The sequence below is a fragment of the Streptomyces sp. NPDC044921 genome (assembly GCF_056432865.1).
In genome coordinates, this window is record NZ_JBWKIF010000007.1 from 62,354 (window position 1) to 77,484 (window position 15,131).

The 15,131-nt window shown below is 69.2% G+C and carries 12 protein-coding genes and 1 tRNA gene; 2 read left to right on the forward strand and 11 right to left on the reverse strand.

Annotated elements, in window-relative coordinates; translation table 11 throughout:
• Positions 1 to 76 precede the first annotated feature (76 nt).
• Entirely contained in the window at positions 77 to 205 is a 129-nt protein-coding gene (locus AC07DA_RS13020) for a DLW-39 family protein (protein ID WP_003999697.1), read from the reverse strand.
• 337 nt (positions 206 to 542) lie between these two features.
• Here AC07DA_RS13020 and AC07DA_RS13025 point away from each other — a divergent pair, with 337 nt between their 5' ends.
• On the forward strand, positions 543 to 914 hold the full coding sequence (locus AC07DA_RS13025; protein ID WP_479127430.1) for a DUF6344 domain-containing protein: 372 nt from the start codon (positions 543 to 545) through the stop codon (positions 912 to 914).
• Between the two features lie 204 nt (positions 915 to 1,118).
• Here the strand turns inward: AC07DA_RS13025 and AC07DA_RS13030 are convergent, their stop codons facing one another.
• From AC07DA_RS13030 to dnaA, 10 genes are all read right to left on the reverse strand, one after another.
• Positions 1,119 to 1,475, reverse strand: coding sequence for a DUF6086 family protein (locus AC07DA_RS13030; protein ID WP_479127432.1), 357 nt, complete (start codon positions 1,473 to 1,475; stop codon positions 1,119 to 1,121).
• 82 nt (positions 1,476 to 1,557) lie between these two features.
• Positions 1,558 to 1,634 (reverse strand) — tRNA-Ile (locus AC07DA_RS13035).
• Between the two features lie 123 nt (positions 1,635 to 1,757).
• Positions 1,758 to 2,579 carry a DUF3566 domain-containing protein gene (locus tag AC07DA_RS13040; protein WP_479127434.1) on the reverse strand — a complete coding sequence of 274 codons (822 nt, stop codon included), beginning with the start codon at positions 2,577 to 2,579 and terminating at the stop codon, positions 1,758 to 1,760.
• Between the two features lie 18 nt (positions 2,580 to 2,597).
• Complete coding sequence (gyrA, locus tag AC07DA_RS13045; protein ID WP_479127436.1) at positions 2,598 to 5,192, reverse strand: DNA gyrase subunit A; 2,595 nt, start codon at positions 5,190 to 5,192, stop codon at positions 2,598 to 2,600.
• A gap of 42 nt (positions 5,193 to 5,234) precedes the next feature.
• Entirely contained in the window at positions 5,235 to 7,295 is a 2,061-nt protein-coding gene (gyrB, locus tag AC07DA_RS13050; protein WP_479127438.1) for a DNA topoisomerase (ATP-hydrolyzing) subunit B, read from the reverse strand.
• Positions 7,296 to 7,697: 402 nt separating this feature from the next.
• Positions 7,698 to 8,228 carry a DciA family protein gene (locus AC07DA_RS13055; RefSeq protein ID WP_479127440.1) on the reverse strand — a complete coding sequence of 177 codons (531 nt, stop codon included), beginning with the start codon at positions 8,226 to 8,228 and terminating at the stop codon, positions 7,698 to 7,700.
• Positions 8,225 to 9,346: a DNA replication/repair protein RecF gene (gene recF, locus AC07DA_RS13060; protein ID WP_479127443.1), complete on the reverse strand. Its 1,122-nt coding sequence runs from the start codon at positions 9,344 to 9,346 to the stop codon at positions 8,225 to 8,227. Before recF ends, AC07DA_RS13055 begins: the two co-directional genes overlap by 4 nt.
• 31 nt (positions 9,347 to 9,377) lie before the next feature.
• The gene (gene gnd / locus AC07DA_RS13065; protein WP_479127445.1) at positions 9,378 to 10,253 is read right to left on the reverse strand and encodes a phosphogluconate dehydrogenase (NAD(+)-dependent, decarboxylating); all 876 of its coding nucleotides are present in this window, start codon (positions 10,251 to 10,253) and stop codon (positions 9,378 to 9,380) included.
• Positions 10,254 to 10,418: 165 nt separating this feature from the next.
• Positions 10,419 to 11,549 carry a DNA polymerase III subunit beta gene (dnaN, locus tag AC07DA_RS13070; protein ID WP_311682596.1) on the reverse strand — a complete coding sequence of 377 codons (1,131 nt, stop codon included), beginning with the start codon at positions 11,547 to 11,549 and terminating at the stop codon, positions 10,419 to 10,421.
• Between the two features lie 957 nt (positions 11,550 to 12,506).
• Positions 12,507 to 14,600: a chromosomal replication initiator protein DnaA gene (gene dnaA / locus AC07DA_RS13075; protein ID WP_479127447.1), complete on the reverse strand. Its 2,094-nt coding sequence runs from the start codon at positions 14,598 to 14,600 to the stop codon at positions 12,507 to 12,509.
• A gap of 374 nt (positions 14,601 to 14,974) precedes the next feature.
• On the opposite strand from dnaA, the gene rpmH reads away from it, so the two are divergent.
• Positions 14,975 to 15,112 carry a 50S ribosomal protein L34 gene (gene rpmH / locus AC07DA_RS13080; RefSeq protein ID WP_003956500.1) on the forward strand — a complete coding sequence of 46 codons (138 nt, stop codon included), beginning with the start codon at positions 14,975 to 14,977 and terminating at the stop codon, positions 15,110 to 15,112.
• The last annotated feature ends 19 nt before the right edge of the window (positions 15,113 to 15,131 follow it).

Genomic DNA, 15,131 nt, shown 5'->3' on the forward strand with positions numbered 1-15,131 from the left:
GCTCACGACCGGCCCTCGGCACACAAAACCCCGACCGCGAGGCGGCCGGGGTGTGCTCGAAAGGGGTTGTCGTGACTCACGAACCCGTGGGCACGGAGTCAGTCGCCTCCGTCCACAGATCCTGCTCGGCGCGATCCGCCTGGATCTGGCGGTACACGAGGAGCCCGCCGATGGCGGCCAGTGCGACCAGGAGAAGCTTCTTCACCGCGCGACCTCGTCTTTCCTTGACGTAGGGGACCTCTGGCGCCCGACTATACACACCGACCGATACCGATCGGTGACCTGCGTCGGCTGTCAACTCCCGTCCCGGACACCGGGATAGAAGCGGAGCCACCCGCTCCGATCGGAGGGTGATCACACGCCGACGGACGGTCACTTCGACCACTCTCCTCCCCTCTTCCCACGTTTTCCGCCCCCTTGCGTCCATCCGGGTGGTGTTCATCTGAACATCGCCGCGCCACGGGCGGAGGTCCACCACTTCTCGGCCCCCATACACATCATGAGGAAAGTACGCAAATCGCCCAACCCGAAAGTGAGGGGCCATGGCCCGGAACAAGGTCATGAAGCTGTGGACCGCCATCGTCACCGCCTTCCTCGCCCTGTGCACGGCGCTCGGATTCATCACCACGACCGCCGCGGCCGCGGTACCGCAGGCCGAGCAGAAGCGCAACAGCGAGCGCATCCCGCACCAGCGGACGGCACCGGAGGCCGCGCCCTGGTCCCAGGCGAGGGCCCTGCCCCCCACGATGAAACAGCGCATCCGCGCCGAGGCCCACGGCAAGTCCCCGCGCTGCCGCCACCGCTCCCTCACGGACGCGACGGCGACGACGAGCACGCCCGACTGCCCGGACGACGGCGACCCTGACGACGAGGGCGACCCCACCCCCACCCGCCTCACGCCCCTCCAGCGCTGAACGCCCGGTCCCTGGTACGTCCTGGCGATCTTGCGTACCCCCACGACCCACCAGAGACCTTGAAGACCCCGGCCGTCCCGGCCGGGGTCTTCGCACGTCCCGCTCACTGCGACAACGCGGTGAGCACCACGGCGATCGCCGCCAGCACACCGGAACCGGCCGCCGAGGCGACCCCCAGCCCTGCGGACCGGAAGCCCTGGCTCCCTATCCCATGGAACGCGCGAAGGCGGCCTTCTCTTCTCCGAGGGCCTCTTCATGCTCGGGCCGCAACGCGATCGGGGCCCCCGCGCCTTCCAGCAGCACGAGCGAGGTGATCAACAGGTCGCGCGTCAGACCGCGCGACACCGGATTCCCGGCCGAGGACCACGTGTCGTACAGGGCCTGCACGAAGGCCCGGAACGTCAGGAGCTCCATGTCACAACTGCCCTGCGGAGTCGGTGTCAGGCCGGTCGGCAGCTCAAGGAACTCCGCCGCGCCCCGCGCCAGGGAGAGGTACAGCAGTCCGCCGTGATGGCCGGCGTCCCAAAGCGTCTCTCCGCCCAGTTCGTAGGGGTAGCTCAATCCACGATCTCCACAGTGTGAGGCCGATGTCAGGCATGGACGTCAAAGACCCCCAGCCGCTACCGACTGGGGGTCTCTTCGCTGGTGGGGCTAACAGGATTTGAACCTGTGGCCTCATCCTTATCAGGGATGCGCTCTAACCAACTGAGCTATAGCCCCGCCGCGCTCTGCGGTGTGTGTCCCGCGCGCTGACTCCTGAAGATTAGCGCACGACATGGGCAGTCCCAAAATCGGTTGCCGGAGCACCGCCAGCGGGACACCCGCAGCACGTCGGAGGTGACGTCACTCGTCCTCGGCGAGCGTCAGCTCCACCCCGCCCACGAAGCCCGCGGAGAGGTTGTAGATGAACGCGCCGAGCGTCGCCAGGGCCGTCGCGAGGACGACGTCGATGACCGCGATGATCGACGTGAACAGCAGGACGTTGGGCAGCGACAGGAAGGCCTGCAGGTCGAAGCCGTTGGACTCGTTGGAGCCGGTGGCCTCGGAGATCGTGCCGCCGACCGTCGAGAAGACGCCCATCGCGTCCATGACCATCCACAGCACGGCGGCCGCGACGATCGTGCAGATGCCCAGCGCGATGGAGAGCAGGAAGCTCACCTTCATCACCGACCACGGGTCGGCCTTCGCCACCCGCAGGCGGGCCTTGCGGACCCGGGGCGTGGTGCGCGCGCCCGTGCGCGGACGCCGTACCGCGGCGGTGGCCCCCGCGTCGGGACCGGCCGCGGCGCCCTGCTGCGCCGGATAGGCCTGCGGCGGGTGGTACGGCCCGGCCGGCTGCTGCGTCCGCCGTTCCCCCGGCAGCGGCGACGTCGAGGCCGGCTGCGCGGCGGCTCCCTGGTCCTGGGCGGCCGGCTGCGCCGGTGCGCCGGTGGCGGCCGGGCCCGCCCCAGGCTTCTGCTGGGTCTGCGGACCTCGGGTGTCCGTCACAGTTCCCCCCTGTGATCCGTGCGTGTCGGGCGAGGACGAGTCCTTGGTCGGGGACTTGATCGCCTTCAGGTTGGTCGTGTGCGGATCCGCCGCACGCGCGGCGGAGCCACGGCCGCCGCCGTCCGTCTCCGTACCCTTCGAGGTACCGGTCGGTCCGGCGCCCGTGGCTCCGCTCACGCTGACTCACTCCTCGTGCTACTCGGGCGAGGGCGCCTCACCCTCGTCCGTGCCGGTGGTCTCGGCACCCTCGGCGGACTCGTCGACGACCACGTCGCCGTCGACCTCCTCCGCCTCGCGTCCCGCCTCGGCGTTGCGAGCGATGCCCACGACGGCATCGCGCTTGCCCAGATTGATCAGTTGGACGCCCATGGTGTCACGGCCGGTTTCCCTGATCTCGTTGACTCGCGTACGAATCACACCGCCCGACAGCGTGATGGCGAGGATCTCGTCGGTCTCCTCGACCACCAGCGCGCCGACGAGGGAACCGCGGTCCTCGACGATCTTGGCAGCCTTGATGCCGAGGCCGCCGCGACCCTGGACGCGGTACTCGTCGACGGCGGTCCGCTTCGCGTACCCGCCGTCTGTGGCAGTGAACACGAACGTACCGGGTCGAACAACATTCATCGAGAGGAGCTCGTCCCCCTCGCGGAAGCTCATGCCCTTGACACCGGAGGTGGCACGGCCCATGGGGCGGAGGGTTTCGTCCGAGGCGGTGAACCTGATCGATTGGGCCTTCTTGCTGATCAGGAGCAGATCGTCGTCGGACGAGACGAGTTCGGCACCGATCAGTTCGTCGTCCGAGCCGTCCTCCATCGACCGGAGGTTGATCGCGATCACACCGCCGGAGCGGGGCGAATCGTAATCCTTCAGAGGCGTCTTCTTCACAAGTCCGGCCTTGGTGGCGAGCACCAGGTACGGAACGGCCTCGTAGTCGCGGATCGCCAGGATCTCGGCGATCGCCTCGTCCGGCTGGAAGGCGAGCAGGTTCGCCACGTGCTGACCGCGCGCGTCCCGGCCGGCGTCAGGCAGCTCGTAGCCCTTGACGCGGTAGACGCGGCCCTTGTTGGTGAAGAACAGCAGCCAGTGGTGCGTGGTGGACACGAAGAAGTGGTCGACGATGTCGTCTTCCTTGAGCTTCGTGCCGCGCACGCCCTTGCCGCCGCGCTTCTGGGCGCGGTAGTCGTCGGTCTTGGTGCGCTTGATGTAGCCGCCCCGGGTGACCGTGACGACGATGTCCTCCTCGGCGATCAGGTCCTCGATGGACATGTCGCCCTCGTACGGGATGAGCTTGGTCTTGCGGTCGTCGCCGTACTTCTCGACGATCGCGGCCAGCTCCGCGCTGACGATGCCCCGCTGGCGGACCGGGGAGGCCAGGATCTCGTTGTACTCGTTGATCTTCGCCTGGAGCTCGTCGTGCTCCTGGACGATCTTCTGGCGCTCCAGGGCGGCCAGCCGGCGCAGCTGCATCTCCAGGATGGCGTTGGCCTGGATCTCGTCGATCGTCAGCAGGTCCATCAGGCCGCCGCGGGCGATGTCGACGGTCTCGCTGCGCCGGATGAGCGCGATGACCTCGTCGATGGCGTCGAGGGCCTTCAGCAGACCGCGCAGGATGTGCGCCCGCTCCTCGGCCTTGCGCAGCCGGAAGCGCGTACGGCGGACGATGACCTCGATCTGGTGCGTCACCCAGTGGCGGATGAACGCGTCGAGCGAGAGGGTGCGCGGCACGCCGTCGACCAGCGCCAGCATGTTGGCGCCGAAGTTCGTCTGCAGGTCGGTGTGCTTGTAGAGGTTGTTCAGGACGACCTTGGCGACCGCGTCCCTCTTGAGCACGATCACGAGCCGCTGGCCCGTGCGCGAGGACGTCTCGTCGCGGACGTCCGCGATGCCGCCGATCTTGCCGTCCTTGACGAGGTCGGCGATCTTCTGCGCCAGGTTGTCCGGGTTCACCTGGTACGGCAGCTCGGTGACGACCAGGCACTGGCGGCCCTGGATCTCCTCGACCTCGACCACCGCGCGCATGGTGATGGAGCCGCGCCCGGTGCGGTACGCCTCCTCGATGCCCTTGCGGCCGACGACGAGCGCGCCGGTCGGGAAGTCGGGGCCCTTGATCCGCTCCAGGAGCGCGTCCAGCAGCTCCTCGTGCGAGACCTCGGGGTTCTCCAGGTACCACTGGGCACCGGCGGCGACCTCGCGCAGGTTGTGCGGCGGGATGTTGGTCGCCATGCCGACCGCGATACCGGCCGAGCCGTTGATCAGCAGGTTCGGGAAGCGGGCCGGCAGGACGGTCGGCTCCTGGGAGCGGCCGTCGTAGTTGTCCGTGAAGTCGACGGTCTCCTCGTCGATGTCACGGACCATCTCCATCGACAGCGGCGCCATCTTGCACTCGGTGTACCGCATGGCCGCGGCCGGGTCGTTGCCCGGGGAACCGAAGTTGCCGTTGGAGTCGACGAGCGGCATGCGCATCGACCAGGGCTGGGCGAGGCGCACCAGCGCGTCGTAGATGGAGGAGTCGCCGTGCGGGTGGTAGTTGCCCATGACGTCGCCGACGACGCGGGCGCACTTGTAGAAGCCGCGCTCGGGGCGGTAGCCGCCGTCGTACATGGCGTACAGGACGCGGCGGTGCACGGGCTTGAGGCCGTCGCGTACGTCGGGCAGCGCGCGCGAGACGATGACGGACATCGCGTAGTCGAGGTACGAGCGCTGCATCTCGGTCTCGAGCCCGACGGGCTCGACGCGCATCGCGAGGTCGCCGCCCTCTTCAGGGGTGACGGGAGTGTTCTCGTCGGTCATTGCCGGTGAAGATCCTTCCTGGTGCGGTCAGCTGAGACCGACTCAGATGTCGAGGAAGCGGACGTCCTTGGCGTTGCGCTGGATGAACTGGCGGCGGGCCTCGACGTCCTCGCCCATCAGGACCGAGAACAGGTCGTCGGCCTGCGCGGCGTCGTCCAGGGTGACCTGGCCGAGGACCCGGTGCTCCTGGTCCATCGTGGTCACGCGCAGCTCCTCGGCGTTCATCTCGCCGAGGCCCTTGAAGCGCTGGATGGAGTCCTCGCGGACGCGCTTGCCGCGCTGGCGGCCCATCTCGATCAGAGCGTCGCGCTCGCGGTCCGAGTAGGCGTACTCCACGTCGTCCCGGCCCCACTTGATCTTGTACAGCGGCGGACGGGACAGGTACACGTGCCCGGCCTCGACCAGCGGCCGCATGAAGCGGAACAGGAAGGTCAGCAGCAGGGTGCTGATGTGCTGGCCGTCGACGTCGGCGTCCGCCATCAGGATGATCTTGTGGTAGCGGAGCTTCTCGATGTCGAAGTCCTCGTGCACACCGGTGCCGAAGGCCGAGATCAGCGCCTGGATCTCCTGGTTCTGCAGGATCTTGTCGATCCGGGCCTTCTCGACGTTGAGGATCTTGCCGCGGATCGGGAGGATCGCCTGGTACTGCGGGTTGCGGCCGGACTTGGCCGAGCCGCCGGCGGAGTCACCCTCGACGATGAAGATCTCGCACTTGGTGGGGTCGTTCGACTGGCAGTCCGAGAGCTTGCCCGGCAGGGACGCGGTCTCCAGCAGGCCCTTGCGGCGGGTCAGGTCACGGGCCTTGCGGGCGGCCACGCGCGCGGTGGCGGCCTGGATGCCCTTGCGGACGATGTCCGCGGCCTCGACCGGGTTGCGGTCCAGCCAGTCGTTGAGGTGCTCGTAGACGGCCTTCTGGACGAAGGTCTTCGCCTCCGTGTTGCCCAGCTTGGTCTTGGTCTGGCCCTCGAACTGCGGCTCGCTCAGCTTGACCGAGATGATCGCGGTGAGACCCTCGCGGATGTCGTCGCCCGTGAGGTTGTCGTCCTTCTCGCGGAGCAGCTTCTTGTCGCGCGCGTACTTGTTGATCAGGTTCGTCAGCGCCGCGCGGAAGCCCTCTTCGTGGGTGCCGCCCTCGTGGGTGTGGATGATGTTGGCGAACGAGTACACGCCCTCGCTGTAGCCGCTGTTCCACTGCATGGCGACTTCGAGGGAGAGGGACTTGTCCTTGTCCTCGGCCTCCAGGCCGATCACCGACGGGTGCACCGCCTCTCCCTTGCGGGAGTTGAGGTACTTCACGAAGTCGACGATGCCGCCCTCGTAGTGGTACGTGACCGTCTTGACCTCGGCGGTCTCGTCCGCGCCCGCCTCGTCCGCCCCGGAGGTGGCCTTCGCCGACTCGCGCTCGTCGGTGAGCTTGATGGTCAGGCCCTTGTTGAGGAACGCCATCTCCTGGAAGCGCCGCGACAGCGTCTCGAAGGAGTAGTCGGTGGTCTCGAAGATGTCGCCGTCGGCCCAGAAGGTGACCGAGGTGCCGGTCTCCTGCGTGGCCTCGTGCTTGGCCAGGGGGGCCGTCGGGACGCCCATCTTGTAGTCCTGCGTCCAGCGGTGACCGTCGGTCTTCACCTCGACGGAGACCTTGCTGGACAGGGCGTTCACGACCGAGACGCCGACGCCGTGCAGACCACCGGAGACCGCGTAGCCGCCGCCGCCGAACTTGCCGCCCGCGTGCAGCACGGTCAGCACGACCTCGACGGCCGGCTTGCCCTCGGACGGGACGATGCCCACCGGGATGCCACGGCCGTTGTCGACGACCCGGACGCCGCCGTCGGCGAGGATCGTCACCTCGATCGTGTCCGCGTGCCCGGCCAGCGCCTCGTCGACGGAGTTGTCGACGACCTCGTACACGAGGTGGTGCAGGCCGCGCTCACCGGTGGAACCGATGTACATACCGGGTCGCTTGCGGACCGCGTCCAGACCCTCGAGGACGGTGATGGCACTGGCGTCGTACGAGGCGGTGACCTCGCTGCTGGAGGTGATCGCCTCGCTGGTCACGCCTGCGTCGGTGGACGGGATGTTCTCGTTGGGGTTGCCGGAATCGGCCACGAAGCGCCCTTTCTGGCACAGCACGAGCCAGGCTCTGGGGGTCTCCCCTCCGGGGAGGGTTGCCGGAGCGGCTGCGGCATGTTGCGTTGGTAAGCCTTGATCAGCGTTGCTCAGCTTGTCCCGGACGGTCCCCACGATGGGGGCGGGATTGCTTCCAGTCTACCGGTAGCACTGACACTGATGGGGGTTTGCCGGTACCTGAGTCCGCATGTGCCGCCCTCGCCGGGTCTTGTCCGACTCCCGATATACGGAAGGGGGCTCCAAGAGGCTCACGGAGCCACTCAGCGCTTTCGGCCGTCAACCCTTGGCTACTTCGGAGTCAGGTCGCGATTCGCAACCGTGTGCGGTGCCGCGAGAGGACGGCCGCGCCCGTCGATCGGGGCCGGAAGGACGTGACGTAAGTCACCTGTAGGAATCGCGCGGTCCACTGCTGCCGGGGGCGCGCAGGGGGCCGTAGCGGCGCGTGGGAGCGCTCGGACCGATGACCTTGATGTGCCGTACGGTGCCGTGCCCCAGGTCCTCGTTGAGCCGTGCGACGAGGACGGGCGCCAGGCGGCGCACCTCGGTCGCCCAGACCGGCGACTCGCACTGCACGACCAGGACGCGCTCGTCCTCGTCGTACCGCTGCGGGGTGCAGTGGTCGGCGAGCTTCTCGCCGACGATCTGCGGCCAGCGGCCCATCACCCCGCCCACGGCGGCCGGGGCCTCCCAACCGCGCTCGGTGATGAGCCGGTTGATCGCGGGGCCGAGGGGCATCGGATCGCGGCCGTCGGCGCGCGCGCCGGAGCGCAGCCCGCCGCCCCGGCGCGCCTGCTTCTTCTGCTGCGCCGCGTCCCCCCGCGCGCGGGCGGCCTCCTTCGCGGCGCGCAACGCCACGCGCGCGAGGTCGACGCCGGAGGGCTCCGGCTCCTTCTTGGGCTCCTGCGTGCTCATACCCGCTCCACCGTCCCGTCGGACACGGCGAACCGCGCCCCGGACAGCACGTGCGGCACGTCGTCGTCCACGGCCGCGGTCACCAGCACCTGCTCACCGGGCGCGACCAGCTCGGCGAGCCGCTCGCGCCGGCGGGTGTCCAGCTCGGCGAAGACGTCGTCGAGCACCAGCACCGGCTCGTTGCCCTCCGCCCGCAGCAGGTCGTACGAGGCCAGGCGCAGCGCCAGCGCGTACGACCAGGACTCGCCGTGCGAGGCGTAGCCCTTGGCGGGCAGCTGGCCGAGCTTGAGCAGCAGGTCGTCCCGGTGCGGTCCGACCAGCGTGACGCCCCGTTCGATCTCCTGCTTGCGGGCCTCGGCGAGCGCCGCCGTCAGCTGTTCGAACAGGTCCTCGCGCGTGTGGGCGTCGCCCGGCGCGGACGGCCTGTACTCCAGGGCGACCGGGCCGCCGCCGGGGGCGAGCTGCTCGTACGCCTTGTCGGCCAGCGGCTGGAGCGTGGCGATCAGATCGAGCCGCTGGGCGAGCAGCTCGGCACCCGCGCGCGCGAGGTGCTGGTCCCAGACGTCCAGGGTGGACATGTCCATGGAACGGCCGCCGTGCCGCCGGGCCAGCGCGGCCGACTTCAGCAGGGTGTTGCGCTGCTTGAGGACCCGGTCGTAGTCGGAGCGGACCCCCGCCATGCGCGGGGAGCGGGCGGTGATCAGCTCGTCGAGGAAGCGGCGCCGCTCCCCGGGGTCGCCCTTGACCAGGGCCAGATCCTCCGGCGCGAACAGGACCGTGCGTACGATTCCCAGCACGTCACGCGGCCTGACCTGCGTGGACCTGTTGATCCGGGCGCGGTTGGCGCGGCCCGGGTTGAGCTCCAGCTCGATCAGCTGCTGCCGCTCGCCCTGCCGGACCTGTGCCCGGACGATCGCCCGCTCGGCGCCCATGCGGACCAGGGGGGCGTCGGAGGAGACCCGGTGGCTGCCGAGGGTGGCGAGATAGCCGACGGCCTCGACGAGGTTGGTCTTGCCCTGCCCGTTCGGCCCGACGAAGGCCGTCACCCCCGGGTCGAGCGGGACCTCGACCCGGGGATAGGAGCGGAAGTCGGCCAGCGACAGATGCGTGACGTGCATGGTCGTTCCGCCGACCTCCCTCGGTGCTCGGTTACTTCTTCTCGACCGCGTGGCCGCCGAACTGGTTCCGCAGCGCCGCGATCATCTTCATCTGGGGCGAGTCCTCCTGGCGCGAGGCGAACCGCGCGAACAGCGACGCGGTGATCGCCGGCAGCGGCACCGCGTTGTCGATCGCGGCCTCCACAGTCCAGCGTCCCTCGCCGGAGTCCTGTGCATAACCCCGGAGCCCGTCCAGGTGCTCGTCCTCGTCGAGCGCGTTCACCGCGAGGTCGAGCAGCCAGGAGCGGATGACCGTGCCCTCCTGCCAGGAGCGGAAGACCTCCCGGACGTCGGTCACGGAGTCGACCTTCTCCAGCAGCTCCCAGCCCTCGGCGTAAGCCTGCATCATGGCGTACTCGATGCCGTTGTGGACCATCTTGGCGAAGTGGCCCGCGCCGACCCTGCCGGCGTGCACCGAGCCGAAGTCGCCCTCCGGCTTGAGGGCGTCGAAGACCGGCTGCACCTTGGCGACGTTCTCCGGGTCGCCGCCGTACATCAGCGCGTAGCCGTTCTCCAGGCCCCAGACGCCGCCGGAGACACCGCAGTCGACGAAGCCGATGCCCTTGGCCGCCAGCTCCTCGGCGTGCTTCTCGTCGTCCGTCCAGCGGGAGTTGCCGCCGTCCACGACGACGTCGCCCGGCTGCAGCAGCTCGGCGAGCCGGTCGATGGTGGACTGGGTGGCCTCGCCCGCCGGGACCATCACCCAGATCACGCGCGGTCCGGTGAGCTTGCCCACAAGCTCTTCCAGGCTGTGGACATCGGCGAGGTCCGGGTTGCGGTCGTATCCGTAGACGGTGTGGCCCGCGCGGCGGATCCGCTCGCGCATGTTGCCGCCCATCTTGCCGAGGCCGACGAGACCGAGCTCCATCAGTTGTTTTCCTTAAGGTTCGCAGGTGTCCGACGTGGCGCTGCGGCACTGGTGTGCCGCGTCCGAGCCTAATCCCGGACGCTCGTGCACATCTGTGGGCATACGCGCTCACTCGCACGCCCTCACCTGCGGCTTTACCCCCAGCCTGTGGACAGCCGGCGACGCTCAGCCGCTGAGGCGCACCGGCATGATCAGGTACTTGTAGGCCTCGTCCGCCTCGGCGTCCACGGCCGGCTTGCCGCTGAGCAGCGCGGGCTTGGTGGACGTCGTGAAGGACAGCTGGGCGACTGGGGAGTCGATGGCGCTCAGGCCGTCGAGCAGGAAGGTCGGGTTGAAGGCGATCGAGATGTCGTCACCCTCCAGCTGGGCGTCGACCCTTTCCACAGCCTGTGCGTCGTCGCTGGAGCCGGCCTCCAGGATGAGCACGCCCTGCTCGAAGCTGAGCCGCACCGGGGTGTTGCGCTCGGCGACCAGGGCCACACGCTTGACGGCCTCCACGAAGGGGGCGGTCTCGATCACGGCGATGCTGTTGAACTCCGTCGGGAACAGCGTGCGGTACTTCGGGAGGTCGCCCTCCAGCAGGCGGGTCGTCGTGCGGCGGCCGGCGCCCTCGAAGCCGATCAGGCCCTCGCCGGAGCCCGAGCCGGACAGCGCCAGGGTCACCTGGTCACCGCTGGTCAGGGCCTTGGCCGTGTCCAGGAGCGTCTTGGCGGGCACCAGGGCGACCGCGGAGGCGTCCGGGTTCTCCGGCTTCCACAGGAACTCGCGGACCGCGAAGCGGTAGCGGTCGGTGGAGGCGAGCGTGACCGTGTCGCCCTCGATCTCGATGCGGACACCGGTGAGGACCGGCAGCGTGTCGTCGCGGCCGGCCGCGATGGCGACCTGGGCGGCCGCGGAGGCGAAGACCTCACCGGGGACCGTGCCCGTCGCGTTCGGCATCTGCGGCAGGGCCGGGTACTCCTCCACAGGCAGGGTGTGGAGCGTGAACCGCGAGGAACCGCAGACCACGGTCGCCCGTACACCGTCTGTGGAAATCTCCACCGGGCGGTTGGGCAGCGCGCGGCAGATGTCCGCGAGCAGGCGGCCGGAGACCAGGACCGTGCCCTCCTCCTCGACCTCGGCCTCGACGCCCACCCGGGCGGAGACCTCGTAGTCGAAGCCGGACAGGCTCAGCTGGCCGTCCTCGGCCTTCAGGAGCAGGCCGGCGAGGACAGGCGCCGGCGGACGGGCCGGGAGGCTGCGTGCCGCCCAGGCCACTGCCTCCGCGAGTACGTCGCGTTCCACCCGGATCTTCACTGTTGCCGCCTCCTGCTGTTGCCGGCGCTTCTCGCTCTGCCTGGCCCTCATCGTCTGTCTCGGTGTCGACGGTCCCTGAGACGGGGAGGACACCGGGGACCAGTCTGACGCACGGCACTGACAGTAGGTGCCTCTCGGGGTCAAGTCGTGACGAGGGGCGGTCGGGCGCCGAAGAGCGAGTTGTGCACAGGGCCCGCTTCGAAACGGATTCCGCTCTCTCTCTAGTCGGGAGTAGTAGTAGGGCCTGTGGATACCGTGGATAACCACGTTTGCCCAGCTCAGAGCGGAAAATTTGTCCACGGGTCCTGTGGGTGACGGCGGTGGACAACCCGGCGCTTCTGTGGAGAACGGAAAGTTCTGCACACCCCGTGCACAGGGAGAGGCGAGTTCTCCCCAGTGCCGTCCCCAGGTTTACCCACCTTTCCCACAGCCCAACCCGGCACCTTGGTGTGACGCCTTTCACTCGACCCGGTGAGGAGGCGCGTCGGGTTGCCGAACAGTGGACAGGCATGTGGAGAAGACGCCGATCGCTGGGGACAACCGCCCCCAGCCTGTGGGCAGCCCGTGGACAACTCCGTGCACAGCCTGTGGATCACCGCTTTGTCCACAGTCTGTGGAGATCGTTCGTCCACCAATCCACAAGGGCCTGAGCTGGTCTGATGGTCTTTCAACAGCGCTCCCTGTGGACACGATCTGGACAACTTCCCGGTCCCCAGGATGTGGACGGCAGAAAGTCACCGAATCTGTGGAGGGAGGCCGTAACCCGGCGACTATTCGAACAGCGGGTTGCGGCCGGGGACGGCGCGGGCGCCCGTGGGCAGGGACGCCGACCGCCGTGACGCACGCGGACGCACGCAGGAGACGCATGCAGGGGCAGCAGGAGACGCATGCAGAGGCACGCAGAAGGGCGCCCCCAGGAGTCCCGGAGGCGCCCTCAGTGACCCTTCGAAGCGGCCGTCAGCCGTTCTTGATGCGGTTGGTCAGCTCCGTGACCTGGTTGTAGATGGAGCGGCGCTCGGCCATCAGGTTGCGGATCTTGCGGTCCGCGTGCATCACCGTCGTGTGGTCGCGGCCGCCGAACAGCGCGCCGATCTTCGGCAGCGACAGGTCCGTCAGCTCCCGGCACAGGTACATGGCGATCTGCCGGGCGGTGACCAGGGCGCGGCCGCGGGACGTACCGCACAGGTCCTCGACGGTCAGCCCGAAGTAGTCGGCCGTCGCGCCCATGATCGCCGTGGAGGTGATCTCGGGCGCCGAGTCGTCACCGCCGGGGATGAGGTCCTTGAGGACGATCTCCGTCAGCCCCAGGTCGACGGGCTGCCGGTTGAGCGAGGCGAACGCCGTGACCCGGATCAGCGCGCCCTCCAGCTCGCGGATGTTCCGCGAGATCCGGGACGCGATGAACTCCAGGACCTCCGGCGGCGCGTTCAGCTGCTCCTGCACCGCCTTCTTGCGCAGGATCGCGATCCGCGTCTCCAGCTCGGGCGGCTGGACGTCCGTGATCAGTCCCCACTCGAAACGGTTCCGGAGCCGGTCCTCCAGCGTCACCAGCTGCTTGGGCGGCCGGTCGCTGGACAGCACGATCTGCTTGTTGGCGTTGTGGAGCGTGTTGAAGGTGTGGAAGAACTCCTCCTGCGTCGACTCCTTGTCCGCGAGGAACTGGATGTCGTCGACGAGCAGGATGTCCATCTCCCGGTACCGCTTGCGGAAGCTGTCGCCCTTGCCGTCCCGGATGGAGTTGATGAACTCGTTCGTGAACTCCTCCGAGCTCACGTACCGCACCCGCGTGCCGGGGTACAGGCTGCGCGCGTAGTGCCCGATGGCGTGCAGCAGGTGCGTCTTGCCGAGCCCGGACTCCCCGTAGATGAACAAGGGGTTGTACGCCTTGGCCGGTGCCTCGGCGACGGCGACCGCGGCCGCGTGCGCGAAGCGGTTGGAGGCGCCGATGACGAACGTGTCGAAGAGGTACTTCGGGTTCAGGCGCGCGGTGGGCTCGCCCGGGCCGGTCGCCGGCGCGGGCTGCGCGGCCAGCGGGCCGGGTGCCCCGGTCGTCGGCAGGTTCGGGCCGACCGGGCCGCCCCGGTGCACGTGCCCCGAGCCGGCCGGCGGCTCCGGCAGCTCGCGGCGGACCGGGTCGCGCTGGTCGTAGTCGGGGCGTGACGCCTCGTACTCGGGGCGCGGCGGCTCGTAGGAGGGACGCTCCGCGGGCTGTGGACGGTAGTCCTGCGAGCCGTAGGGCTCCTTCGGGCCGTAGGAGTCCTGACCCCCGTACGGGTCCTGACCGCCGTAGGAGTCCTGCGACGGGGACGCGTACGGGTCACGGTCGGGGAAGCCGAGGCGCTGCTGCTGCCAGCCGTAGTCCTCCTGTCCCGGCCGGGGCCAGGAGCCGGGCTCGGGGCGCTGGTACTCGGAGGGGTAGGCCGGGCGGGCCGTCGGCAGCTGGTCCGCGCGCCCAGGGGGCAGCTGGTCGCCGGCCGTTCCCGGCAGCGGCTCGGCGCGGTGCCGGCCGTACCCCTCGTACCCGTCGCGGTCCTGGCGGCCGTCGTAACCGTCGCGGTCCGCGCGGGCGTCGTAGGCGTCACGCTCCTGGCGCGCGTCGTATCCGTCCCGCTCGGGGCGGTTGTCGTACGCGTCACGGTCGGGGCGGCCGTCGTAGCCCTCCCGGTCCTGGCGGGCGTCGTACGTGTCGCGGTCCTGGCGCGCGGACGGGAGCTCGGGCTCCTCGTAGCGCGGCTGGGGGCGGGCGGGGGGCGCCGGCGTGGCCGGGGGCTCGCCCGCGGAGTCGTCGACGGTGATCGCGATCCGGATCGGGCGGCCGCACTCGCGGCTCAGCGTCTCGCTGACGACCGGCGCCAGACGGCCTTCCAGCACGCCCTTCGCGAATTCGTTCGGTACGGCGAGCAGCGCCGTGTCGGCGACCAGCGCGAGCGGCTGGCAGCGCCGGATCCAGTGTTCGTCCTTCGCCTCGACCCCCTGGCCGCGGCCCTCCCCGAGGAGCTGCTCCAATACGCGTGGCCACACTGCGGCAAGATCGGCAGGTACGTCAGCCACAGGGCACGCTCTCTCACGGGTCCCTCGAAGGTGTGATTCGGGGACGGGTCGGGATGTAAATCGGGTCGGGCAGGGATAAGGGAACGAATCGGAGTCCAGTCACGGTAGTCAGGGCGGTGGCTGCGGTTCAAGTTGTTGTCCCCAGGCTGTGGACAAGTGTCTCCCGGCGACTCCTGGTTTGACCGGATGGCGTAGCCGCGCGTACCGTAACCAGGTCGAGTTGTCGATGGCTGCTGCCGCCTGCCTCCGATGGGCACAGGTCACTGGGGTGATCGGTAAGCGGTGCACTCGGGCGTAACTGCGAGCTACTCGTGGGCGCACGGTGACAGCCAGGACGGCACCCCGCAACCACCGATTCTTTCTGGAGCCCCCGAGTGAGCAAGCGCACCTTCCAGCCGAACAACCGTCGTCGCGCGAAGACCCACGGCTTCCGGCTGCGTATGCGCACCCGTGCCGGCCGCGCGATTCTCGCGTCCCGCCGTAGCAAGGGTCGCGCCCGCCTGTCCGCCTGATCCCGGTCAGGTCATGACG